This window comes from Nitrospira sp., from assembly GCA_029194675.1.
GTDB lineage: Bacteria > Nitrospirota > Nitrospiria > Nitrospirales > Nitrospiraceae > Nitrospira_D.
In genome coordinates this window covers 1,475,255-1,496,296 of sequence record JARFXP010000001.1, presented here as the reverse complement: position 1 = coordinate 1,496,296, position 21,042 = coordinate 1,475,255, and the positions used below count along the sequence as shown (strand labels likewise).

21 protein-coding genes are annotated in these 21,042 nt (G+C 56.7%); 9 read left to right on the top strand and 12 right to left on the bottom strand.

Annotated features, from left to right (window positions below; all coding sequences use genetic code 11):
* Positions 1 to 102: 102 nt before the first annotated feature.
* The 5 genes from P0120_07210 to tdh all read right to left on the bottom strand — a co-directional run bounded on the left by P0120_07210 (position 103) and on the right by tdh (position 5,590).
* The gene (locus P0120_07210; GenBank protein MDF0674116.1) at positions 103 to 1,809 is read right to left on the bottom strand and encodes a hypothetical protein; all 1,707 of its coding nucleotides are present in this window, start codon (positions 1,807 to 1,809) and stop codon (positions 103 to 105) included.
* Between the two features lie 338 nt (positions 1,810 to 2,147).
* Positions 2,148 to 2,783, bottom strand: a complete 636-nt coding sequence (locus P0120_07205; protein MDF0674115.1) for a sigma-70 family RNA polymerase sigma factor — start codon at positions 2,781 to 2,783, stop codon at positions 2,148 to 2,150.
* Positions 2,734 to 3,147 (bottom strand): hypothetical protein, encoded by a 414-nt coding sequence (locus P0120_07200; protein MDF0674114.1) that lies wholly within the window; start codon positions 3,145 to 3,147, stop codon positions 2,734 to 2,736. The genes P0120_07205 and P0120_07200 overlap by 50 nt, the downstream gene beginning before the upstream one ends.
* A gap of 135 nt (positions 3,148 to 3,282) precedes the next feature.
* Positions 3,283 to 4,473: a glycine C-acetyltransferase gene (locus P0120_07195; protein MDF0674113.1), complete on the bottom strand. Its 1,191-nt coding sequence runs from the start codon at positions 4,471 to 4,473 to the stop codon at positions 3,283 to 3,285.
* 82 nt (positions 4,474 to 4,555) lie between these two features.
* Positions 4,556 to 5,590: an L-threonine 3-dehydrogenase gene (gene tdh, locus P0120_07190; protein MDF0674112.1), complete on the bottom strand. Its 1,035-nt coding sequence runs from the start codon at positions 5,588 to 5,590 to the stop codon at positions 4,556 to 4,558.
* Between the two features lie 342 nt (positions 5,591 to 5,932).
* On the opposite strand from tdh, the gene P0120_07185 reads away from it, so the two are divergent.
* Positions 5,933 to 6,544, top strand: coding sequence for a YceI family protein (locus P0120_07185; GenBank protein MDF0674111.1), 612 nt, complete (start codon positions 5,933 to 5,935; stop codon positions 6,542 to 6,544).
* Positions 6,545 to 6,614: 70 nt separating this feature from the next.
* Positions 6,615 to 7,604, top strand: coding sequence for a zinc-dependent alcohol dehydrogenase family protein (locus P0120_07180; protein MDF0674110.1), 990 nt, complete (start codon positions 6,615 to 6,617; stop codon positions 7,602 to 7,604).
* 170 nt (positions 7,605 to 7,774) lie between these two features.
* Here P0120_07180 and P0120_07175 read toward each other — a convergent pair whose 3' ends face one another.
* Entirely contained in the window at positions 7,775 to 7,996 is a 222-nt protein-coding gene (locus P0120_07175; GenBank protein MDF0674109.1) for a hypothetical protein, read from the bottom strand.
* A gap of 207 nt (positions 7,997 to 8,203) precedes the next feature.
* Here P0120_07175 and P0120_07170 point away from each other — a divergent pair, with 207 nt between their 5' ends.
* Entirely contained in the window at positions 8,204 to 9,022 is an 819-nt protein-coding gene (locus P0120_07170) for a hypothetical protein (protein MDF0674108.1), read from the top strand.
* 50 nt (positions 9,023 to 9,072) lie between these two features.
* Here the strand turns inward: P0120_07170 and P0120_07165 are convergent, their stop codons facing one another.
* Positions 9,073 to 10,359, bottom strand: coding sequence for an NAD(P)/FAD-dependent oxidoreductase (locus P0120_07165; protein ID MDF0674107.1), 1,287 nt, complete (start codon positions 10,357 to 10,359; stop codon positions 9,073 to 9,075).
* Between the two features lie 307 nt (positions 10,360 to 10,666).
* On the opposite strand from P0120_07165, the gene P0120_07160 reads away from it, so the two are divergent.
* Positions 10,667 to 10,822, top strand: coding sequence for a hypothetical protein (locus P0120_07160; GenBank protein ID MDF0674106.1), 156 nt, complete (start codon positions 10,667 to 10,669; stop codon positions 10,820 to 10,822).
* 70 nt (positions 10,823 to 10,892) lie between these two features.
* Here the strand turns inward: P0120_07160 and xth are convergent, their stop codons facing one another.
* Positions 10,893 to 11,666, bottom strand: a complete 774-nt coding sequence (xth, locus tag P0120_07155; protein ID MDF0674105.1) for an exodeoxyribonuclease III — start codon at positions 11,664 to 11,666, stop codon at positions 10,893 to 10,895.
* Positions 11,667 to 11,750: 84 nt separating this feature from the next.
* Positions 11,751 to 12,671: a LysR substrate-binding domain-containing protein gene (locus P0120_07150; protein ID MDF0674104.1), complete on the bottom strand. Its 921-nt coding sequence runs from the start codon at positions 12,669 to 12,671 to the stop codon at positions 11,751 to 11,753.
* A 122-nt stretch (positions 12,672 to 12,793) separates the two neighbouring features.
* On the opposite strand from P0120_07150, the gene P0120_07145 reads away from it, so the two are divergent.
* From P0120_07145 to P0120_07135, 3 genes are all read left to right on the top strand, one after another.
* Positions 12,794 to 13,036: a hypothetical protein gene (locus tag P0120_07145; protein ID MDF0674103.1), complete on the top strand. Its 243-nt coding sequence runs from the start codon at positions 12,794 to 12,796 to the stop codon at positions 13,034 to 13,036.
* A gap of 201 nt (positions 13,037 to 13,237) precedes the next feature.
* On the top strand, positions 13,238 to 14,695 hold the full coding sequence (locus P0120_07140) for a catalase (GenBank protein MDF0674102.1): 1,458 nt from the start codon (positions 13,238 to 13,240) through the stop codon (positions 14,693 to 14,695).
* A 347-nt stretch (positions 14,696 to 15,042) separates the two neighbouring features.
* The gene (locus P0120_07135; protein MDF0674101.1) at positions 15,043 to 16,095 is read left to right on the top strand and encodes a cytochrome c peroxidase; all 1,053 of its coding nucleotides are present in this window, start codon (positions 15,043 to 15,045) and stop codon (positions 16,093 to 16,095) included.
* Between the two features lie 93 nt (positions 16,096 to 16,188).
* On the opposite strand, the gene P0120_07130 is transcribed toward P0120_07135, so the two are convergent.
* On the bottom strand, positions 16,189 to 17,022 hold the full coding sequence (locus tag P0120_07130; protein MDF0674100.1) for a mechanosensitive ion channel: 834 nt from the start codon (positions 17,020 to 17,022) through the stop codon (positions 16,189 to 16,191).
* Positions 17,023 to 17,031: 9 nt separating this feature from the next.
* Positions 17,032 to 17,478, bottom strand: a complete 447-nt coding sequence (locus P0120_07125; protein MDF0674099.1) for a hypothetical protein — start codon at positions 17,476 to 17,478, stop codon at positions 17,032 to 17,034.
* 166 nt (positions 17,479 to 17,644) lie between these two features.
* On the opposite strand from P0120_07125, the gene P0120_07120 reads away from it, so the two are divergent.
* Positions 17,645 to 18,625, top strand: a complete 981-nt coding sequence (locus tag P0120_07120) for a formylglycine-generating enzyme family protein (GenBank protein MDF0674098.1) — start codon at positions 17,645 to 17,647, stop codon at positions 18,623 to 18,625.
* Between the two features lie 555 nt (positions 18,626 to 19,180).
* On the opposite strand, the gene P0120_07115 is transcribed toward P0120_07120, so the two are convergent.
* Positions 19,181 to 19,870: a glycerophosphodiester phosphodiesterase family protein gene (locus P0120_07115; protein MDF0674097.1), complete on the bottom strand. Its 690-nt coding sequence runs from the start codon at positions 19,868 to 19,870 to the stop codon at positions 19,181 to 19,183.
* On the opposite strand from P0120_07115, the gene P0120_07110 reads away from it, so the two are divergent.
* The gene (locus P0120_07110; GenBank protein ID MDF0674096.1) at positions 19,869 to 20,891 is read left to right on the top strand and encodes a hypothetical protein; all 1,023 of its coding nucleotides are present in this window, start codon (positions 19,869 to 19,871) and stop codon (positions 20,889 to 20,891) included. The genes P0120_07115 and P0120_07110 overlap by 2 nt on opposite strands.
* The last annotated feature ends 151 nt before the right edge of the window (positions 20,892 to 21,042 follow it).

Here is a 21,042-nt window from a genome sequence, read left to right as displayed (position 1 = left end):
ATTGAAGCTAAGCGGGCCTATATGCAGGAATAGGAAAAGTCCCCGAACCATTTCGCGACGCGGCACAAAAAGATCATGCCGGGATGAGCCTGAGCCCGATCATCATCCTCTCGGTTGCTGCGCTGAAGCCAGGATGGGCTGGAACATCGGATCGGCGTCGAGTACCGCCTTCAGTAAGTCGCTGTGGAGGAAATAACGCCAGACCCCGTCATCTTTGCCTGGTATTTCGTCAAACCAGCGTTTGGCCTCGGTCAGATGTCGGAGCATCTTGTTTTTATCCCCGTAGTCGGGCATGAAAATCATGCTGTAGGCCATCGTGTATTCGGCGAGAAACTTGTCGATCGGCAGCTCGGCAATGGCCGATGAGGCATGAGCGTCTTCGTATGCTCGGACACTGTCCGGGTCGTGCAAGACCCGATTCCACGCCACCTTGTTGATACGCGACCAAGCCAGCTGCAACAACGCCTCGGCTTTGGCTGTGTTTCGATCAGCTGGGAGGTCCTTGACCAACGCCTCGAATGTCGCAATCATTGAACGTTGATCGTTGTTCCAGCGATAGGCCATGCCGAGCCGGAAGCGGTTATCCAATTGCTCAGGACGGGTTTTCGCGAGGGTTTCCAGTGCCGGCAACAGTCGGTACAGAAAATCGGCCGGTGTCGGTTGCGAGAAGCCACCCATCTCCATCGTGTTCGCAAGGTCAAGACGACCGGCGGCTGCATACGTGTTCCAATAAAACTCGTTGACGGTCAGAGACAGTGCCGGATCTTTAACAGTGAGGTGATGACCTTTGGCGGCCTCCCGAAGCAATACGGCATAGAGATTTCTCGTCAGGACCGTTAGGGCATCAACCTGATTCGGATCGATGATCAAGATGCGATTGAGCATGGCAAGTTGATCGCGCAATTCGGGAAAATCGGCAGCGCGAGCTGCTGCAGCCGTCAACGTGCCGGGCTGATCATCCGGACCCCACCAGACAATCGAGTCAGGAAGTGCTCGGCTCGTTTCGGTTGTGAACGGAACTTTGTCCGCTACCATTTCCAGCGTTTCAGGCTCGGTTTTCACGGGCAGATGAAGGACGGCCGAGTCTCCATGAAAGCCGTATTTTTTGAGCCCGGTGAAGACCACCCATTGAGTGGTGATGGATTTTATGGCCCGCCGCTCTCGTTTGATCGTATTCGTCCAGTGGACGGTGCCTGGCCCGTACGTGACCGGTGATGAGAGTGGGTCGTGATAGTGGACAGTCAGGTCGACCAGCGTGGTCGGGACGCTGAGCACTTTCCCGTTCGGCTTTAGTCGGAATGATCCGTTTGGAATCGAGCGGCTGTTTGTCACTGTGAGATGAAGGCCGGTTCCGGGTGGCGAGACGCCGAGGGCCTCCATCACAAAGGCAGAGGCTTGAGTCCGGGCGAGCTCGTCTCCATAAAATACCAGGGAACCGGTGCTGGGCCAGAGGATGTTCATCCCAATATCCGATCGCTTCAAGACCTGGGCATGGCCGGGAGTCAGTTCCTGCCAACACCCCTCGTACGAGACGTCAGTTGTCCGAGGATTCGGACGGCTGGCCGACGGCCCCGTCAGGAGATTGTATTGGCACGCGAAGTCCAGCTGTCCAGTGGTGATCTTGTCGCCTTTAGCCATGGCTTTGGCATATTGAAGTGCTGTGTCGATGGCGACCTTATGGGTGGCCTTGTTCCCCGTCCCCTTCTGAGGAGACTTGGACACCGCAGTCGCAAGTTCAGCCAAGGTCATCTCAAAGGGCGTCAACAGTCCCGAGAGGAGTAGAATTCCAAGCAATAGATTCCTATTCATGATGAAAAAGACTCACGGTGTTGTGGGTTATCCAGATTAGGCGGATCTCAAGATTTTCTCACGCATCAAGGCACGGTCGGCTGCCGATAAAGTCGGCGCGGGGCTGTGGCGACAGAGCGATACGGTTTGGCGCAACGACGTCACGAAGGTTTCACAATTTGGACAAGCGCCCAGATGTCGACGAATTTCTTGGCAAATACTCGCCGAAAGTTCGTCATCGATATAGGCGGACAACCGGCGAAGGATACGCAGGCACCGGCTTTTCCCATGAGTATGTCGGTGCTGAGTCATTGAAGAATGCCGTTGGCGCTTGGAAGCGCTACGTTTTACCATGCGGATCAGTCTCTCCGCCACCCAAGCGAGTCGTGGTCGCCGGGCGCTTCGCTGAGGCCTCGTGCACTGAGCTGACGGCGCACGAACAGTCGAGCCCGGTGCAAGCGTGATTTCACCGCTCGTTCGTTCAAACCCATGACGGATCCGACCTCCTTGGCGCTTAACCCTTCCATGTCACGAAGCACCAAGACCATTTTGTACTTCTTCGGCAACTGGTTGATCGCGCCATCGAGCGCTTGCCGCAATTGTTTATTTTGGAGCGCTTCCTCCGGGCTAAGTCCGTCGATCGGAATCTGTAAGCGGAATTCACCGTCCGACGTGGGAATGAATTCATCGAGCGACAGCTCTCGCTCCGGTGCTCCTTTCCGTCTGCGCCGCATGCGGAGGCACGCCCGCGAGGCGATGGTATAGAGCCACGTTGAAATCTGAGCATCACCACGAAATCTGCCGAGGCCCCGATAGGCATTCAAAAAGGTCTCCTGTACCAAATCTTTTGCCGACTCCGGTTCGCCGCACAGACGATGGGCGAAGCGATACATGAGGTCTACGTGATCCTTGTACAGCGTATCAAAATTCTTAGCGGATTGGGGATCACTCGATGACGAGGCCGGCGAGCGGCGAGTGGTAGGTGAGCCGTCCATATGTAGGGCAGTCTACGAGGGGATTAAAAAGAGAGTCAAGATGAAGGCGGGAGGATGTCAAGCCCAAATAGAAATGTCCGCTTCCTCCCAAAGTAGAAATGTCCGGTTTATGGTCCGGCTTCGGCACGATCGGGCGCCGAGGTCGCTGTCCCGCCTTGACCGTCACGACGGGGACTGCGGGCCGCGCCGCGATCGCGTGGAAGCCGAGCGCCCGCCCCTGGTCCCCCTCCTGCTCGACCCGCCGCAGGAGGCGCCGCACCTGCCGCGCCGTCAGTCCCAACAACGCCCCCGCTTTGACCTGCGGGATCTGCTTCCCCAACACCTGGCGGATCACATGGACCCGCCGCAGTTCCTTCCCACTCATGAGTACCCTGTCCTCTCCGACCATCCCGTCCCCCTTGTGAGAGCGGCCCGTCTAGCAACGAAGAGGACATTTCTATCTTGGCCAAGCGGACATTATCCTGTTGGGGTTACATTCTGAGGGATACCTTGAGGCCGACTATTGGATCACATCGAGAGACCGGCCCACCTTCGCGAAAGCCGCCACGGCTCGTTGCAGCTGAGCGATTGTATGGGTAGCCGACATTTGAGTCCGGATCCTTGCCTGTTCTTGCGGCACTACCGGATAGCTAAACCCGACGACGTAGACTCCTTCTTTCAATAATGCCTCCGCCATGGAGGTCGCAAGGGCGGCGTCACCCAACATCACGGGAATGATGGGATGTTCGCCAGGGATAAGTCGGAAGCCAAGCTTGGTCAGCTCAGCCCGGAAGAAGGTCGCATTGGCCTGAAGCTGTTTCCTGAGATGATCGCCCTGCCTCACGAGATCGAACGCGCACAAGGCACCGGCCGCGATGGGAGGAGGAAGCGAGTTCGAGAACAGGTAGGGCCGCGATCGTTGACGCAGCAGCTCGATCACTTCGGCCTTGCCGGATGTAAACCCGCCGGTCGCGCCACCAAGCGTTTTCCCCAAGGTACTCGTCACGAGCTCGATTCGGTCGGCGACCCCGAAATGAGCCGGCGTCCCCTTGCCATGAGGACCCAGAACTCCTGTCGCGTGGCTGTCATCAACCACCACCGCCGCATCATACCGTTCCGCCAGCTCGACGATCCGATCCAGTTTAGCCGGATCACCATCCATCGAGAACACTCCATCGGTTGCAATCAGACGCAGACGGCATCCACCTGCTGCCTGAAGTTGCGCTTCGAGGTCTGCCATGTCGGAATGGGCGTATCGGAATCGCTTGGCTTTGCAGAGTCTGATGCCGTCGATCAGGCTGGCATGGTTCAAGGCGTCGCTGATGACGGCATCATGCTCATCCAACAACACCTCGAAGAGCCCCCCATTCGCATCGAAGCAGGAACTGTAGAGGATAGTCTCATCGGTGCCGAGAAACTCGCTGACGGCCTGCTCCAGCTGTTTGTGCAGATCCTGCGTACCGCAAATAAACCGCACGGAGGCCATGCCATATCCATGTGTTTCCAATCCCTTTGTGGCGGCCTGCACGATGGCCGGGTGATTCGCCAGCCCTAGATAATTGTTTGCGCAGAGATTGAGAACCTGACCTTGCGCGACTCGGATGTCGGAGCCCTGCGGACCCAGCAATTGACGTTCGGCCTTGTACAGACCGTGGGATCTGATGTCGGCGAGCTGAGCTTCAAGGGCTTTCTTGAAGGACGAGTAGGCCATCTTTTGAAGTTTGTTGATCTGTCGATCTGATGAATTTTCGAGAACTTTAACAGATCATCAGTTCAACAAATCAACAGGTGTTTTACGGGAGTAGGACAACTTTGCCGCACTGACCCGACTGGATCAACTCAAAGCCCGTCACAAACTCGCGCAGTGGGAATGAATGTGTGATCACCGGTCGAATATCGAGACCTGCCTTGAAGAGACCAGCCAATCGGTACCAAGTCCCAAACAAGCGTCGCCCGGTGATCCCATAGACACGGATGCCCTTAAAAATAACTTCGTTCGGCAGATCAAAGCAAACGGGACCGGTCGGAATACCGAACAGGGTGACTCGTCCGCCGTTCTTCACCGCGCGAAAGGCTTGATGCATGGCCGTGGGGTCTCCCGACATCTCCAGCGCTGCATCGACTCCTTCACCAGCGGTCATCTCGAGGATGGCCGCCGCCACTTGCTCCGGTGACTCGGCTCTCACGTTGAGCACGTGATCCGCTCCAACCTGCTTCGCCAAGCCAAGCCGGTAGTCGCTGACATCGGACGCGATAATGGTCGCGGCCCCGGCTGTTCGTGCGACAGCGGCGGCAAATAGACCGGTCGGGCCACAGCCCGTGATCAACACGGTATGTCCGGTCAGGTCTTCAGCGAGAGCAGCATCAACGGCGTTACCAAGCGGCTCCTGGACACAGGCTAACTCGGGGGGGATTTCCGGAGCTGTGTGCCACAAGACACCTTCTGGCAGCGCGACATACTGAGCGTAAGAGCCGTCCCGATCGATCCCCAGGATCTTGTAATTCTTGCATACATGCGCCTGCCCGGTGCGACACTGAAAGCAGGCTCCACAGGTCAGGTGTGATTCGGCGGCGACATAGTCACCGATCTTGACCAGAGATACTTCACGACCGACCTCTACGACGTGGCCACACAATTCATGGCCGATGATGCGTGGGGGATGAATCCGTCGTTGTGCCCATTCGTCCCAACGATAGATATGGACGTCGGTTCCACATAACGAGGTCGCAGCCACCTTCACCACAGCGTCGTGCGGCCCGGCGGTTGGGTCCGCCCAATCGGTGAGGGTTAAACCAGGTCCAGCGGTAGTCTTGACGAGTGCTTGCATGAACCTATTCTATACCACCTCAGTTATTTGACACCCATTTTCGGTGGAGCCCCCACGGCTATAAAGCTGTGGTCTCCCATGGTTCTTCGACGACACCTCGCCGAAGTGTGTCCTCCTACGCAAAGGCTTCGGGACGCCGCCCAAAGGCTCCGACCGACGGGTCGGAGGACAACCGCTGCGCATTCCTCCACGGTTTCACAACCCTGGCTTCCTGCGTAGGCGGGTAAAAGAAACGGGTTGCACGGGCTTCCTGGCGATGGGTAGGATGGCGGGACTCATCGTGATGATGGGGCTAAGTATCGGTTCATACAGGTTGGCATGGAGATGCCGAAAGGTGATGTTATGAAAATCTGGACTAACTGGATGCAGGGAATCGTCATCACGGGTCTGTTGGGATTCTTCCCACTGGGCGTCTGGGCGGAAACGGCTCGTTGGGACATTGATCCCGATCATTCGGTCATTGAATTTCGCGTGACTCACATGGTGGTGTCCAAAACGTCGGGGCGCTTCCTGTCCTATCGTGGATTTGTTGATCTGGATTCCGACGTGAAATCCTTGAAGACGATTGAAGCCACGATCAATGCTGAATCGATCAACACGAACCAAGAGAAACGTGACGCGCATCTGCGCAACCCCGACTTCTTGGACGTCAAACAGTTCCCGACGATCACGTACAAGATGAAAACCTACCAGAAAGAAGGAGATACCTATAAGGTTCTCGGCAACCTGACTCTGCGCGGCGTGACCAAAGAGGTCATGCTCACCGGCACGTTCAATGGCGCCACCAAGGATCCCTGGGGCAATACCAGAGCCGGATTTACCGCCGACGGAACATTGAATCGCAAGGATTTCGGTATGATTTGGAACAAGACGCTCGATAATGGTGGGTTAGTCGTCGGAGACGAAGTCCAGATCCGCCTGGACATCGAATGCATCAAAGCGAAAAACCCGTAGAGTCGGAGCGTCAAACTCTCTCACCCCTCAAATTTTCCGACTTTCAGACAATAGACACACGATGAAAGCGATGGTGCTCAATCACACGAGCGATATCTTCAGCAACCCTTTGCAGCTCCAAGATCGGCCGATTCCCATCCCCAAGAAGGATCAGGTCCTTGTCAAGATTCACGTCTGTGGCGTCTGTCGCACGGATCTCCATGTGGTGGAAGGAGAACTTCCGGACGTCGCATGGCCGTTGATCCCCGGCCACCAAGCAGTCGGCACGGTGATGCAAGTCGGCTCCAAGGCCTCAGTAGTCAACGAAGGAGCCCGCGTCGGGATCGCCTGGCTTCAGGGGACATGCGGACAGTGCGAATTCTGTACAAATGGGCGAGAAAATCTTTGCGTACAAGCGAAGTTCACCGGCTATCAGGTTGACGGCGGTTATGCGGAATACGCTGTCGTCCCCGCACGGTTCGCCTACCCAATCCCACCGATCTTTTCTGACGAAGAAGCCGCTCCTCTGTTATGTGCCGGCATCATCGGCTATCGAGCGTTACGGCTCAGCGGCATCAAGTCGGGCCAGCGCCTCGGGCTCTATGGCTTCGGCGCATCGGCGCACATTGCCATCCAGATCGCACGCCATTGGGGTTGTCAGGTCTATGTGAGTTCACTCAAGCGGGAGCATCAGGAATTGGCAAAACAACTGGGAGCAGTCTGGGTCGGTGGAGCGACTGAGATGCCACCGGATAAGCTGCACGGATCGATCATCTTTGCACCGGCCGGTGAACTGGTGCCTCTTGCATTGCGAGCGCTCGACCGAGGCGGCACATTGGCATTGGCCGGCATCCACATGTCACCCATTCCTTCGCTGGACTACGATCGTGATGTGTTCGGAGAGCGGGTGATCCGCAGTGTGACCGCCAATACGAGGCAGGACGGAGTCGATTTGTTGCGCGAAGCAGCAGCTATTCCTATCAAACCACATACGGTCCGTTTTCCGCTTGAACAGGCCAACCGTGCATTACAAGAATTGAAAGCTGGAAGCTTCCAAGGAGCGGCGGTCCTCACGATCTGATCCTGGCAGGCTGTCATTCCTGATTCACTGCTCCCCTCACTCGCAGCTGACCCGCGTCCTCGCCAATTCCAGCGGAGTGCCGATTACTTGTTCGAGATCAGTCCGTATCGGAGAGCAGATGTTATCGAGCCGTACGCATGAGTACAGAGAGGGTAGGGACGGTACCATGGCTAGTCCTTCTGGATAGCAGTAAGGAGTCCCGCAGCGCCGAGCAGCCCGCCCAGGACGATCAGAAACGACGAGGTGTCAGGCAGGCCGGCTTCCTGCGGAGGCGGCCAATCGACGAAAAGGCCCATCGCAATAAGGACGGCACCGAGCACTTGCATAACTTTCCAGCGGATCGAAATCCGCCGATCTGTCTCGTGAGTTGCTTCTGACTTCTTTTCCGACATAGATTCCTAGCGAGTCCAACAACCTAAGCATGGCGGCTTGAAGGGACGACGGTCAAGAATGCGGTCATTCGTTGCGGCGAGGCTCCTGCGGCAGATGGCCCAGCGTTGCATGTGTGGCTCTGCGCCACTCCCAAGCGTCTCGCCTTGCCGTTTGATCCTTGGTTTTTCTAGAATGAATCTGCGCTACGATGAGTCGGCGAGGGTTCTGTGAATATTCTGAAGCGAGTGTGGGCCTGGTTCTGGCAGCAAAGCCTGCTCAGCAAGGTTGCTCTCGTTGGGCTGTTTGCAGCTTTTGTCCCATTTGTCCTCCCGACGATCGTGGCCTGGTTCAGGCCGACCATGATTCACGTCGGGGTGGCCTTCTACACGTATGAACGGGGAATCCAGCCACAGGGAATGAATACGCTCTATTTCTTCGAAAGGCGCAATCTGGTATCCAATTGCAGCATCCGTCGTGAGGAGCAATCTGTTCCGAGTGGTCGCGCGATGGCGCCCGATCCGCAAGCCTGGGTGCTCATTAAGCTGTTGCTCGAAAACGTATCCGATCGCGACATCGCGAATCTTCGGGTTGGTGTGAGATCACCCGCTATAAATCAGGCGACGCAGCTGTTGACCGCTCCAACCTTGGTCGCTACGGGCAACAAGGAGGCCCCACCTGATGTCAAGCCCTTGTATATCATCTCGATCGCGACTGTTCCTGCTTCGAGCTCGGTGGTGGTCAGTCTAAAGACTCCCATCGACGATTATCTGCGCGAGTTCATCTATGTCAAGCGACGCCCCGTCACCATTCAAGTCCCCTATGTCTCGGCGGATCAATTCAGACAGTACCCCCCGATCGTCTCACGCACGAACGCGATCAAGATGTTGAATCGTGAAGGGGTGTTGCGTACGGACGACGAGGCCTTCACAGCTGAAAAACTCCAGGTGACGATGTTGCCACCCAATGAGTCGAAGGAGCACGAAGTGTCGTATCAAGTCCTTTCTCGGGCCAAAGCCTGCTCGGAAGCAGAAGCCGGTGTATGGTGATCTTCGACTCGGGAGTCGGAGTCGAAGGCGGGAACGAGCCACCCCCTCGATTATGCGCTGTGAAGAGGAACCTTCGCGGCCGGTAGACTCCTCGCAGCCGACTGACCGGCCAGCCAGCCCGTCGTCCAAGCCCACTGAAAATTGAACCCTCCGATGCGGCCGTCGCAATCGAGCAGCTCCCCGATCAGATAGAGCCCTGAAATCAGCTTCGACTCCATGGTGCGATAGTTGATTTCTTCCAACGGCACGCCGCCCGCCGTGACTTCCGCAAAATTCCATCCACGGTCCCGCTCAATCGGAAAACGAAACCTTGCCAGGCTGCTCAGTACCCGCTCTCGGTCGCGGCGCACGACCTGAGCCACGAGTTCCTGCGGGTCGCATGAACAATGGCGGCAGAGAGATTCGGCAAGTCCATCCGGGACCAGCATCGACAGTATTCGTGTCAGTGAGCGCTTGGGATGTTCAGCCGCTCGGGCTACAAACCACTCCTTCAGTTCTTCTGCTGTCCTGCTTGGAACAAAGTTGCCGTAAAGATCAACGTGTGCGCCTCGGTTCGTCGCCAAGGTCCAGAAACGGCTGGCGTCCATGACCACGGGGCCGCTGATCCCGAAATGGGTCCAGAGTAGACTACCGGTCCGTCGATCGACTGCTCGGCCATCCACCACGCTGGTCAGCTCCACGTCATGCGATAGGCCTGAGAGCGTTGCGTGAAACATGGAACGATCGAGCACCAAAGGGACGAGAGCCGGCACCGTCGGCGTCACGCGATGGCCGAGGCCACGAACCAGTCGATATCCAAATCCATCGCTGCCGGTTCTCGGTAACGACCGGCCGCCTGTGGCGAGCACGACTCGGGATGCCTGCGTCCGTCCGTGACTGTGCTGCACCAGAAATCCTGCACTTGACGTTGAGATCTCGGTCACACGATGGTTCGGACGGATGATGACGCCCGCATCCTGAGCACGATCAACCAATGCGGTGAGGACGGTCCGCGCGTCGTCGGTGGTGGGAAACAGCTTGCCCGTCGGTTCGCGCTTTAAGTCGACACCGAGCGAAGCGAACCACGCGATTGTCCGTTCGAGTGAAAACCCCGCAAGAATATTTCGGATGACGTTTCGATTGCCGAAGAAATCTTTTGGAGTGATCACCTCGTGCGTGACGTTGCAACGCCCGCCGCCCGAAACCAGAATTTTGGCTCCTATCTGCTTGGCCCCATCCAGCAAGAGCACCCGTCCAGAATTTCCGTCTCTTGCGAGGGTCTCCGCCACAACGATCGCACCAGTCAGTCCTGCCGCGCCGGCTCCCACGACTGCCACGTTCACAACATCGTCGGTCATCGCATCATCAGGCACATTCCTGGACCCTGTGGAGCGATTTCCCCAACCCAACGGTTTGTTGAGAGAGTCTTCTCGACCGTTACCTCCCGAGTGCTCTTTTCGTCAAAATAAGCATCGCACGACTCCATTGTCAGCAGACGCGGCATAGTCTTATGCCGGACGAGGATGTCATGTTCGTGGGGCGACAAAATAGTCGTTTCAATAGGCTATTCGGGAAAACATTAGATAGTTTTAACTGACTGTTAACAGGGGGTTAATGTTCGGATGTTAGAAGATTGTCATCATCTATATCAGCAAAGGGGAGACCATGACCTGTGGAAAATGCAAAGGGTTGATGATCCGCGAGCGTCAACCGGCGGTGTCGTCCAGTTCGATCATTCTCCGTTGTCTCAATTGCGGCCTGATCATTGATCCCTTGATTCAGCTGAATCGCAACAACCAGATGCGAGCCAAGGCCGCCTAGGAGACGGACTTTGGCTGGATCGGAGGCCGTGGAACCTATGGTGCTGTCGGATTGGGCGTCGCGTGCGCAGTCAGATCGAAAACTCGGCCCATAGAAAGGTATGGTCTGAAGGCTCTTTCGCTCGCCGCGGCTCGACGTCCACATCCGCTTTTACACACTTTGCCGCCAGCGGTGCCGTCGCCATCATATGATCGATACGCCATCCTTTGTTCGCTTCCAGCGAGCTCGGTGCGCGGTAGTCCCAGAATGTATATTGTTGACGTGTCGGGTAAAGCTTCACAAAGACATCCTGAAATCCCCAGGCGACCGTCTGTTCATAGGCTTTGCGGGCGGCCTCATGATAGCAGACATGGTTCAGATGTTTCTCCGGACTGTGGACGTCCATGGGGCGTGGAGCGACGTTCATATCTCCGCACCAGATAGCCGGGGCTTGCGGTGAAAGATGGGCATTGAAGTAGTTGCGTAGTCGTTCGTACCAGGCAAGCTTGTACGCATATTTCGGCGAATCGATTTCGAACCCCTGCGGCACGTAGGTGTTGATGATGGGAATACCATCGATGATGACCCTCAGCAAGCGAGAGTCTTCGGGGTCTCCTCCATCGTCGAATCCGTAGACAACTGCTTCCGGCTTCTTTCGGCTGAGGATCGCCACCCCGTTATAGGATTTCATCCCTCGAAAGGTTGTCTCATACCCGCTGGGTGCCAGCGCGAGCAGTGGAAACTCGCTGTCCTGGACCTTGGTTTCTTGGAGGCACAGGACATCGGGCTGATGCCGATCGAGCCACTCGAGCACGATCGGCAAACGTTTGCGCAATGAATTGACGTTGTACGTCGCGACTTTCATCCCACGCGCGCTCCGATGAGTCGGCGCATCCTAACAAAAGCCGTCAAGGGCAACAAGCGGCTGGGAAGGATTGGGTCATGTCCGTCACTCCGTCACCATCTTGAGACCCGGCACCTTCAACGCCTGGACTGCTTCTCGGATCACGTCGACGACTTGAGGCCTGGTGAACCCACGCCGCCAGGCGAGACCGATTCGACGACCGGGCATCGGGTCTGCCAGCTTGATCGCGATCAAACGTTTGTTCTGATATTTCGGCGTGAGGGCGCTGCAGGGCATCACGGTGATGCCGAACCCCGAGACCACCATCTGCCGGATTGTTTCCAGGGAGTTTCCCTGCCAGCCCTCGGTATCCGACCGGCTGAGTTCCGGGCAGGCATCCAAAACTTGTTGCCGGAAACAGTGCCCCGCATGAGGAAGAAGGACCTTCTCGGATCCAAGCTGGCGAGAATCGATCAGTTTCCTTTTTTGCCAAGGATGACCGATAGGGACCAAGGCTCGAAACGGTTCATCGTACAGCACGGTCGTCAGTATCGCCGGCTCGTCGAAGGGAAGAGCGATCATAATCACGTCAAGTTTTCCGCTTTTCAACATTCCGACCAAATTCTGAGTGAGATTTTCTTCCAATTCCAGGGGCATCTTTGGCGCACGCGCATTCAGGAGCGGGACCAAATCTGGAAGGATGTACGGTCCCACGGTTGCGATCACGCCAAACCGCAGCAGCCCAGTCAATTGATCTTTGCCTTGAGCCGCGAGAATTTTGATTTGCTCCACTTCTTCCAACACCCGTTGGGCTTGATGGACGATCTGCTCTCCAAGCGCTGTCAGTTCGATCCGGGCTTGTCGCCGCTCAAAAATCGTCGTACCCAATTCTTCTTCCAACTTCTTGATCGCCAGACTCAACGCCGGCTGAGTGACAAAAACGCGCTCGGCGGCCCGCCCGAAATGGCGCTCCTGAGCTACGGCGACTACGTACTGCAATTCCGTCAGAGTCATCGATTGGTTCATCAATAAGGTTTTCTTATAACGAGCTTATATATTACCAATTAGACTTATCGTCAAGGTCCGGTTATCTTGCGTTCAAGAACGCGACAGAAACTGAACACACGTCAAACTATAAGGAGGGGACCATGAGAGTGAAGAGCATGCTAACAGTCGGATTCTTGTCGATGATGGCCGCAACCGGTATTGTGAATGTGTCTGATGACGTCGCTGCAGGTGTGCACAGAGTGGACGTCATTGAGTCCCCACAAGAGACGATCACGCAGGAGGACAGCGTGAAGGCAGGAAGCGAGCAGAGGAGGGTGGACGTCATCGAGCGCATAGGGTCTGGAGGGCCTGTATATCCCTACACCAAGCCGATGAGTCACTGATGCCTCGGCGAGACATCGGACTGAGGAGGGTAACTATCCCTCTTCAGTCCGTCAAGAACAGTGTGAGAGCGTTGTGAAGAAGTGGGCGAAAGAGAGGAACACCATTGAATCGTAAACACGAGTCTTGATATTCAGGCAGGAGTGCGTGACTAGACGCGAAAGCGTGTCCGAAAGACCATATCTGAGAAGGAGGGTGACATCATGAGTGATGAGAAAAAGCTGACCACGAACGCCGGCTGCCCGGTTACCGATAATCAAAACGTAATGACCGCCGGGCCACGGGGTCCGCAATTGCTGCAGGATGTATGGTTCCTGGAGAAGCTGGCGCATTTCGACCGCGAAGTGATCCCCGAGCGCCGCATGCATGCCAAGGGGTCCGGCGCATACGGCACGTTTACGGTCACGCACGATATCACGAAGTACACACGCGCGAAGATCTTCGGTCAGGTGGGCAAGAAGACCGAGCTGTTCGCTCGTTTCACCACGGTCGCCGGTGAGCGCGGCGCAGCCGATGCCGAACGAGACATTCGCGGCTTCGCCGTGAAGTTCTACACCGAGGAAGGCAATTGGGATTTGGTCGGCAACAACACGCCGGTGTTCTTTCTCCGTGATCCGCTGAAATTCCCGGATCTCAACCACGCGGTCAAGAGAGATCCACGTACGAACCTGCGCAGCGCGAAAAACAACTGGGACTTTTGGACTTCGCTGCCCGAGGCGCTGCACCAAGTTACGATCGTCATGAGCGACCGCGGGATTCCGGCGACTTACCGCCACATGCACGGGTTCGGCAGTCACACATTCAGCTTCATCAACGCGAAGCGCGAGCGCCACTGGGTCAAGTTCCACTTTAAGTGCCGGCAGGGCATCAAGAATCTGACCGATGCTGAAGCTGAGGCGGTGATCGGCAAGGATCGCGAGAGCCACCAGCGAGACCTCTACGAGAGCATTGAGAAGGGTGCCTTTCCCAAGTGGACCCTCAAGGTGCAAATCATGCCGGAGAAAGACGCCGCGAAAGTTCCCTACCATCCGTTCGATCTGACTAAGGTTTGGCCACACAAGGACTATCCTTTGATCGAGGTCGGCGTGATGGAACTCAACCGTAACCCGGAGAACTTCTTCGCCGAGGTCGAACAATCAGCGTTCAACCCGGCGAATGTCGTGCCAGGCATCGGCTTTTCACCGGACAAAATGCTGCAGGGGCGCCTGTTCAGTTATGGCGACGCTCAACGCTATCGTCTCGGCGTCAATCACCACCTCATACCGGTAAACGCTCCACGCTGCCCGGCGCACAGCTACCACCGCGACGGTGCCATGCGTGTAGACGGCAACCATGGAAGCACGCTCGGCTACGAGCCCAACAGCTCCGGCGAATGGAAGGAGCAACCGGATTTCCGCGAGCCGCCCCTGTCGCTCGAAGGCGCTGCCGACCACTGGAACCACCGAGAAGACCAGGACTATTACTCGCAACCCGGCGCGCTGTTCCGTTTAATGACGACGGCACAACAGAAACTGTTGTTCGAAAACACGGCCCGTTCAATCGGTGCGGCGCCGCGGGAAATCCAAATTCGACACATCCGCAACTGCCTGAGAGCCGATCCGGCCTACGGCAGGGGCATCGCCGATGCTTTGGGTATTGCGCTGACCGATGTGTCGGCCTAGGAGGGCATGACTAATTCGTTGGGGATCGATGCGAGCGAGTAAGTGTGAATGTCATCGAGAGCATGGGGTCTGGAGGATCTGGATATCCTTGCATGTCCTGTGGATCAGGGCGTGATAACCTCATCTCGACAATTGAGTCCATAGCATGAGTCATGATATGACAAGCCCGGACGTGGGCCGGACCGGTAGATGCTCCGCAGCCTGCTGGAATAATCTGAGAGAGCTGGTGGTTTCCGCGCACGGTCGATCCACTTGAGAAGGATCCAGAGGTCATGAACGATGAAGCGGCGAGTTCGCAGAGGGAATCAAAAGGCACAGATATAGCCTGTAGAAGGGAGGAGATGAAGATGAAGAGGCGGAAGCTGATGAATTCGATGCCTGCGCGTGCGTGTATGGCGTTGGGACTGCTGTTGGGATTCTCTTTCGGCGCGGCACAAGCGGAGGAGTACAAGCTCAAGATTCCTTTCGGGCTCGAAGAGACCGCTGTGGTCATTCCAGCCGATAATCCCTTGACGAAGGAGAAGGTCGAGTTAGGCCGGGTGCTGTTTTTTGACAAGCGGTTGTCGCAGGACAACACCATCGCCTGCGCGAATTGTCATATCGCGAAATTCGCGTTCACGGACGGCAGGCCGGTCTCCACCGGCATCCGAGGCCAGAAGGGCGGTCGCAGCGCGCCAGTATCGTTCAACCGGCTGTTCAGCAGCGCACAATTTTGGGACGGCCGGGCCGCGACATTGGAAGCTCAATCGGTCGGTCCGTTCACGAATCCGATCGAGCACGGCTTTGCCAACTATGATGTGATGAATGCGAAGATGATGAAAATTCCAGGCTACCGGAAGCTCTTCAAGCAAGTCTTCGGCGATGACACCATCACGACGGAGAGGGTGGGCCTGGCCATTGCCAGCTTCCAGCGCACCGTTCTATCCGGCAACAGCCCGGCGGACCGGTTCGATCAGGGAGGGGAAACAGGGGCCATTCCGGAAGCCGCTCAGAGGGGCCTTCTCCTGTTCCGTGATAAGGCACGTTGCACCAAGTGCCATTCCGGGTTCAATTTCACCGACGAAAAGTTTCACAACCTCGGCATCGGCTGGGACGACAATAAAGTAGATCTTGGCCGTTACATGGTCACTCAGAACCCTGAGGAACTCGGTGCATTTAAGACCCCGACCTTGCGGGAGATCGCTCGAAGCGCTCCATACATGCACGACGGGCGATTCAAGACTCTTGAAGCAGTCGTCGATTTCTACAACAAGGGTGGTGTCAAGAATCCCCACCAGGACAATCTCATTATTCCGCTGGAGCTGACGGATCAGGAAAAGCATGACCTGGTGGAGTTTCTCCATACGCTCAACGGCGAAGGGTGGCAACATGTCTCCGCGCCGAAGTCGTTTCCGAAGTAAGACACTAATTTGATCGCACAAGGTCATCAGAGGGCTTCCTTCGTCAACGAAGGGAGCCCTCGGCCTTTGTCGGGTTGAAACTCTATGAGCTGGTCAGTTGACTGTGGTCGATCCGATGAGATACCGACGCAGGATTGCTTGCTCGATACGGGAACGTCCCCGATCTGGAGCCGGGAATCGGAGCACCAGATGGATCTTTCCGGATTCGGGCAGTTGGATCGTGATGCGTGGTTCCGGAGAAGGCGCTTCCAGTAAATTGGTCTTCTCGAGCAGCTTCATCTGCCGCACAGCTTCTTCCATGAACGGCGCGCATTCGGTTTTCGCCGCCTCCAGCAGATTCCGCTCCTCTCGTTGCCAATGCTCGTCATTCTTGATGGGCACCACGACTGTGTAGAGCCCGTATTCCTGCTCAGGGTTTTCTTTGATCAATGGGTTCGTGAACAACAGGCTGTTGGGAAAAACCGTCACACGGCCGGTATAGAGATGAGCGGATTGGCCGGGACCGATCTCCAATAGCTTCGTCGCAAAGACATCGTGATCCAGCACGATTCCACGATGGCCTGCGATTTGGATTCGATCACCGACGGCATAGACTTTACCACCCACTCGAAGCGCCGCGCCGCTCCAGCAGAGGAGCAGCTCTTTCGTCGCCAAGACGAACGCCGCCGCCAATGCGACGAGCGAAACGGCAAAGACTTGCAGTTCGTGAGCCCAGATGATCGCGAGACCGATGAGAAATGCGAAGACGACCGAGTTCCGGGTCGTGACGACCCAGCGGCGTTTCGATTCCATCGAGAGCGTCGGATTGTGAGCGATCCAACGCACGATCAACGACCTGACGACGACCAACGTCAGCAAGAGGATCAACGACTTCAATCCGTCCAACGCGACGGAACTGTCGATTCCAAACCACTCGATTTGGGACACGATCATTCTCTAGTTGACGGTCAGTGTATCGCGGGTACCAGGAACGCATTCCTCACGTTTCCAGGTCTTGAGGATTTTGTCCTCGGAGAACGTCAATGTGTACCGATAGCAATACAACGTACGTTTGGCGCTCTCTCCTCCCTTGCCCATCAAGCTGGTGACCGAGTTGGAAGCGTCGGCGATGACCGAGGTATTCCACGGGGTGAGGTCCTGGTCGCCGAGCGCGAACCGATAGGTCCAGAGACTATCCCCGCCGAGAGCCGGGGTCTTCGCCGTGTGTGGGGGACCCAGTCGCTCCCGAATATCCTCCTGTGTCAGCCGACCAACCCCTTCCTTGAAATAGGTATCTCGCCAGGGAGCGCCACAGCCGGAAAAGCCGATGGCCAGAGCGGCAAGAAGGGCACCGGCAACAAGAGGAAGGCGCTTATGGATGGAGGAAAAAATCGAGACCGACATCCTGACGACTACGCTACACCGGACGACCGGTAAGTGCAACTCTAGACACAATCACCCGCCATCATGTTCGACGGACTGCCGTCGTCGAGCCGCAGCGGGGTTGGGTCGAGGTGGGCTGGATTTGGCCATACGTTTTCGGTACCTTATTATCGGGCGAGGCCAAGGTATGGATGTCCGACGAATTTTTACTGTATGTATTGCTGGTGTCGTGACCCTCTCTCTACAGGCAGGGTCTGCAGCGGCGACCGAAAACCGGACAGCTAAGCCCGAGTCCGTTCCACCAACCTCGCTAAGATCCGATCCTCTTCCCGTGCCGGCGAAACCGCCTGGTTCCAACGGCGATCACAAGGCTGGAGAGAGGAGCAAGTCACCGACCAACGGTGGCGCTGCGTATCAGCTGACTGTGCTGACTGCGGCCTCTCCGGAAGTCATGGGGAAAGATGGTGCGCCGATGGTGCTGGTGCCGGCCGGTGAGTTTGTGATGGGAAGCGATAAGGGTGATGAAGACGAAGCCCCTGTGCACCGCGTGTATCTCAATGCGTTCTACATGGACAAATTCGAAGTGACGAACCGGCGATTCGCCAAGTACGTGGAGGCCATCCAGAGCGAACCTCCTTGGGGATTCACGGACAAGGAAACGCCCCTGATCCATGCCGAACATCCTGTCCGCTGGGTGAACTGGATGGATGCGATGGGGTACTGCCTCTGGATAGGCAAGCGGCTTCCCACAGAAGCCGAATGGGAAAAGGCTGCGCGTGGAACTGACGAACGGGTCTATCCATGGGGCAATGATCCACCGACTCCGGTGCATGCGGTCTATGGGTTAAAGGAAGGCGGCGCGGAGACCGTGTCGGTCATCGGCGATCACCACATGGGACAAAGTCCGTACGGTGTGCAGGATCTGGCGGGGAATCTCTACGAATGGGTGATGGACTGGTACGCCGAGGACTTTTATTCCAGCTTTATCAACGGCCCGGCCATCAATCCGCGTGGTCCCGGAGAGGGGACGGTAAAGGTTCAGCGGGGTGGATCGTACCTCAATACCCCGTATCGGCTGCGGTCGTCGTTTCGCACGAAGAGTGATCCGACCGAGCAGGATCCGAATGTGGGCTTCCGCTGTGCCCAGGATGTTCAGAAGCAGCCGTAGCATGCTGGTCGGCTTCTGCTATGCCTTATGCATCGGTTCCCAGAGACGCAACGTGACTCTTGACAAGATCTCCTAATGGGCGTAGTGAGAGGCTTGCGGCCCATCTATCAATCGAAGGTCGAGAGATCGGGTAGTACGCGCGGCTGCCATCCAGGTCTCTCGGTGACTTCATCGCGAGAGGAGGGTGGAGATGAACGACACGACGCCACCTGGCCCTTTAGGCCCACCGGTGCAAGGGTGGGTTTCTTGTCGGTCATGCTGACCAGTTCTCCGCCGGCTGTGCCGGATCGGCACATAGAGCCCTCATCAGGGTGAAAGCCATTCATGAGTGGAGAGATCTTTGGTAGCATGAGGAACACAGGCACCCGGGATTGACGAGGTCTCCCCCGACTGGGAACCTTGGATCACCAGCAGTATCGTGTGGGTCTTGAGGGCCGCGACAACAGAGCTCAACATAATATTTTCGGCGTCCTAAGCGCCAAATCGCGGGCGACCTCCCACCGTAGTGCAAGGTCGCCCGCGCTGTTTCTGAACCATCCCTTCTTCGTGCGCTGATCAAATGCGATCCGGGAAGTTCGAAATAATCCCATCCACACCGAGCGTTTTCATCTCCTTGATCTCGGCAGGATTGTTAACGGTATAGACGAACACGGTCAGCTCCGCCTTGTGGAGTGCCTTCACCCGACGTTTTGTAGCGGTATTGAAACGGAGGCCCACGTGCGTGGCTTGCAGTTTGAGGGCTGCGGCGACAGGGACCTTGGAAAACCACTTGAAGAGGGCCAACGTGTCGGCGTGCGGATCAATTCTTCGTATATGCTGAAGTTCTTCGTGCAGAAACGAGGCATAGATAACCGACCGGTCCAGGCCGCCAGCGCCGACAATCGTGCAGACATCATGGGCTAACCCTTTGGTCTTCAGCTCCAGAATCAATCCAATTCGTCCCTTGGCGGCCCTGAGAGCCTCCTCCAGCGTCGGAACCCTCTGACCGTCACCGGCATCCAGCTTTCGAATATCTGAAAGAGTCAAGTCAGAAACAAGCCCGTGACCGTTCGTTGTGCGGTCTACCCGCTCGTCATGCAGGAGGACCAGTTCATCGTCGGAAGTTCGTTGGATATCCACTTCCGTGAAGGCGCATCGGAGTTCGATCGCGCGCTCGATGGAGGCCAGGGTATTTTCCGGTGCGTACCCGCAGGCGCCGCGATGGCCGATGCGAAGCATCCGTTGGTTGGGACTTTCCTTTTCCATGGCTCTGTCCTACCATATCGCGGTGGCCCAACAGAAAGCGAAAAAACCGCCGCTACCCAAAGGAGCGAGGCGGCGTCGGAAACCAGTCGGAGCCTCCGCCGGCCTCGCTGCGGATGAGTTGCAGGCTGCCGCACCGCCGGGTGTCGTGGCCGAGTTACATCAGGCGATCGAACAGGATCGCGGGAAAGTCCTCTCGATCTATCGCGAACCCTACGGCGGACATTGGTTGGTCCTAGCCGCTTTGCCGATCGAGCTGGTGGAGCCGACACCCTATCAACGCAATATCTCTGATACGCATGTCCGGAAGTTGGAAGCGGTCATCGGGAAAATCGGTCGCTTTCTCGATCCCATCATCACCGTGCGAATCGCAAAACCCGACCATGCGGCGAAGTACTGGACGCCGAACGGCAACCATCGCCTGTCCGCCATGCGGACCCTGGGGGCGAAGAGCATTATCGCGATCGTGGTTCCAGAAGCTGCTGCCGCTTATCAGATTCTCGCGCTGAATACGGAGAAGGCACACAATCTTCGTGAAAAGGCGTTGGAAGTGATCCGGATGTACCGGGAGTTGGCACAACTCGATCATGCAATGGAAGACACGTACGCGCTGGAGTTCGAGGAACCGGCGCTGATCACGCTGGGCCTCTGTTACGAGGAGCGACCGAGATTCAGCGGCGGAGCCTACCATCCGGTGCTGAGGCGGGTGGATGAATTTCTGAAGGAACCGATGCAGGGAGCGTTGACCATTCGTCAGCAGCGCGCCAAGACCGTCCTGGCTCTGGATGATCTCATCGTTAAACAAGTCGAAGCGCTCAAAGCCAAGGGGCTGACCAGTCCCTATCTCAAAAACTTCGTCGTCGCCCGCGTGAATCCCATTCGCTTTCGTCCCAAAGATGCGCCGCCCTTGTCGTTCGATGAAGCCCTCGATCGCATGACGCAGGCCGCGCAGAAGTTCAATCCGGACAAGATCAAGATGGACGATCTTGCGAAGTCAGGTGGCCCGCCGGATGAGAGCGAGTAGGACGACCGATCAAAAACCCTTGTTCCCACAGCATATAACCAGATTGACAGAAAGGTCTGCCGCGCTATAGTTTATAACAATTATCCCCCCTATGCCTTCGGGCCAGGGTACGAGGCCAGTTTCCGAAAGGAGCTGGCCTCAGTGTTTTTAC

Excerpts from the sequence above, each read along its gene's own strand:
- tdh (MDF0674112.1), bottom strand. The coding sequence starts at position 5,590 with ATGCAAGCACTCGTCAAGACTACCGCTGGACCTGGTTTAACCCTCACC.
- P0120_07110 (MDF0674096.1), top strand. The coding sequence starts at position 19,869 with ATGGCTCTGTCCTACCATATCGCGGTGGCCCAACAGAAAGCGAAAAAA.
- P0120_07165 (MDF0674107.1), bottom strand. The coding sequence starts at position 10,359 with ATGACCGACGATGTTGTGAACGTGGCAGTCGTGGGAGCCGGCGCGGCA.
- P0120_07115 (MDF0674097.1), bottom strand. The coding sequence starts at position 19,870 with ATGGAAAAGGAAAGTCCCAACCAACGGATGCTTCGCATCGGCCATCGC.
- P0120_07120 (MDF0674098.1), top strand. The coding sequence starts at position 17,645 with ATGGATGTCCGACGAATTTTTACTGTATGTATTGCTGGTGTCGTGACC.
- P0120_07180 (MDF0674110.1), top strand. The coding sequence starts at position 6,615 with ATGGTGCTCAATCACACGAGCGATATCTTCAGCAACCCTTTGCAGCTC.
- P0120_07140 (MDF0674102.1), top strand. The coding sequence starts at position 13,238 with ATGAGTGATGAGAAAAAGCTGACCACGAACGCCGGCTGCCCGGTTACC.
- P0120_07175 (MDF0674109.1), bottom strand. The coding sequence starts at position 7,996 with ATGTCGGAAAAGAAGTCAGAAGCAACTCACGAGACAGATCGGCGGATT.
- P0120_07200 (MDF0674114.1), bottom strand. The coding sequence starts at position 3,147 with ATGAGTGGGAAGGAACTGCGGCGGGTCCATGTGATCCGCCAGGTGTTG.
- P0120_07125 (MDF0674099.1), bottom strand. The coding sequence starts at position 17,478 with ATGTCGGTCTCGATTTTTTCCTCCATCCATAAGCGCCTTCCTCTTGTT.
- P0120_07150 (MDF0674104.1), bottom strand. The coding sequence starts at position 12,671 with ATGAACCAATCGATGACTCTGACGGAATTGCAGTACGTAGTCGCCGTA.
- P0120_07185 (MDF0674111.1), top strand. The coding sequence starts at position 5,933 with ATGAAAATCTGGACTAACTGGATGCAGGGAATCGTCATCACGGGTCTG.
- P0120_07135 (MDF0674101.1), top strand. The coding sequence starts at position 15,043 with ATGAAGAGGCGGAAGCTGATGAATTCGATGCCTGCGCGTGCGTGTATG.
- P0120_07210 (MDF0674116.1), bottom strand. The coding sequence starts at position 1,809 with ATGAATAGGAATCTATTGCTTGGAATTCTACTCCTCTCGGGACTGTTG.
- P0120_07195 (MDF0674113.1), bottom strand. The coding sequence starts at position 4,473 with ATGGCCTACTCGTCCTTCAAGAAAGCCCTTGAAGCTCAGCTCGCCGAC.
- P0120_07205 (MDF0674115.1), bottom strand. The coding sequence starts at position 2,783 with ATGGACGGCTCACCTACCACTCGCCGCTCGCCGGCCTCGTCATCGAGT.
- xth (MDF0674105.1), bottom strand. The coding sequence starts at position 11,666 with ATGAAAGTCGCGACGTACAACGTCAATTCATTGCGCAAACGTTTGCCG.
- P0120_07145 (MDF0674103.1), top strand. The coding sequence starts at position 12,794 with ATGAGAGTGAAGAGCATGCTAACAGTCGGATTCTTGTCGATGATGGCC.
- P0120_07160 (MDF0674106.1), top strand. The coding sequence starts at position 10,667 with ATGACCTGTGGAAAATGCAAAGGGTTGATGATCCGCGAGCGTCAACCG.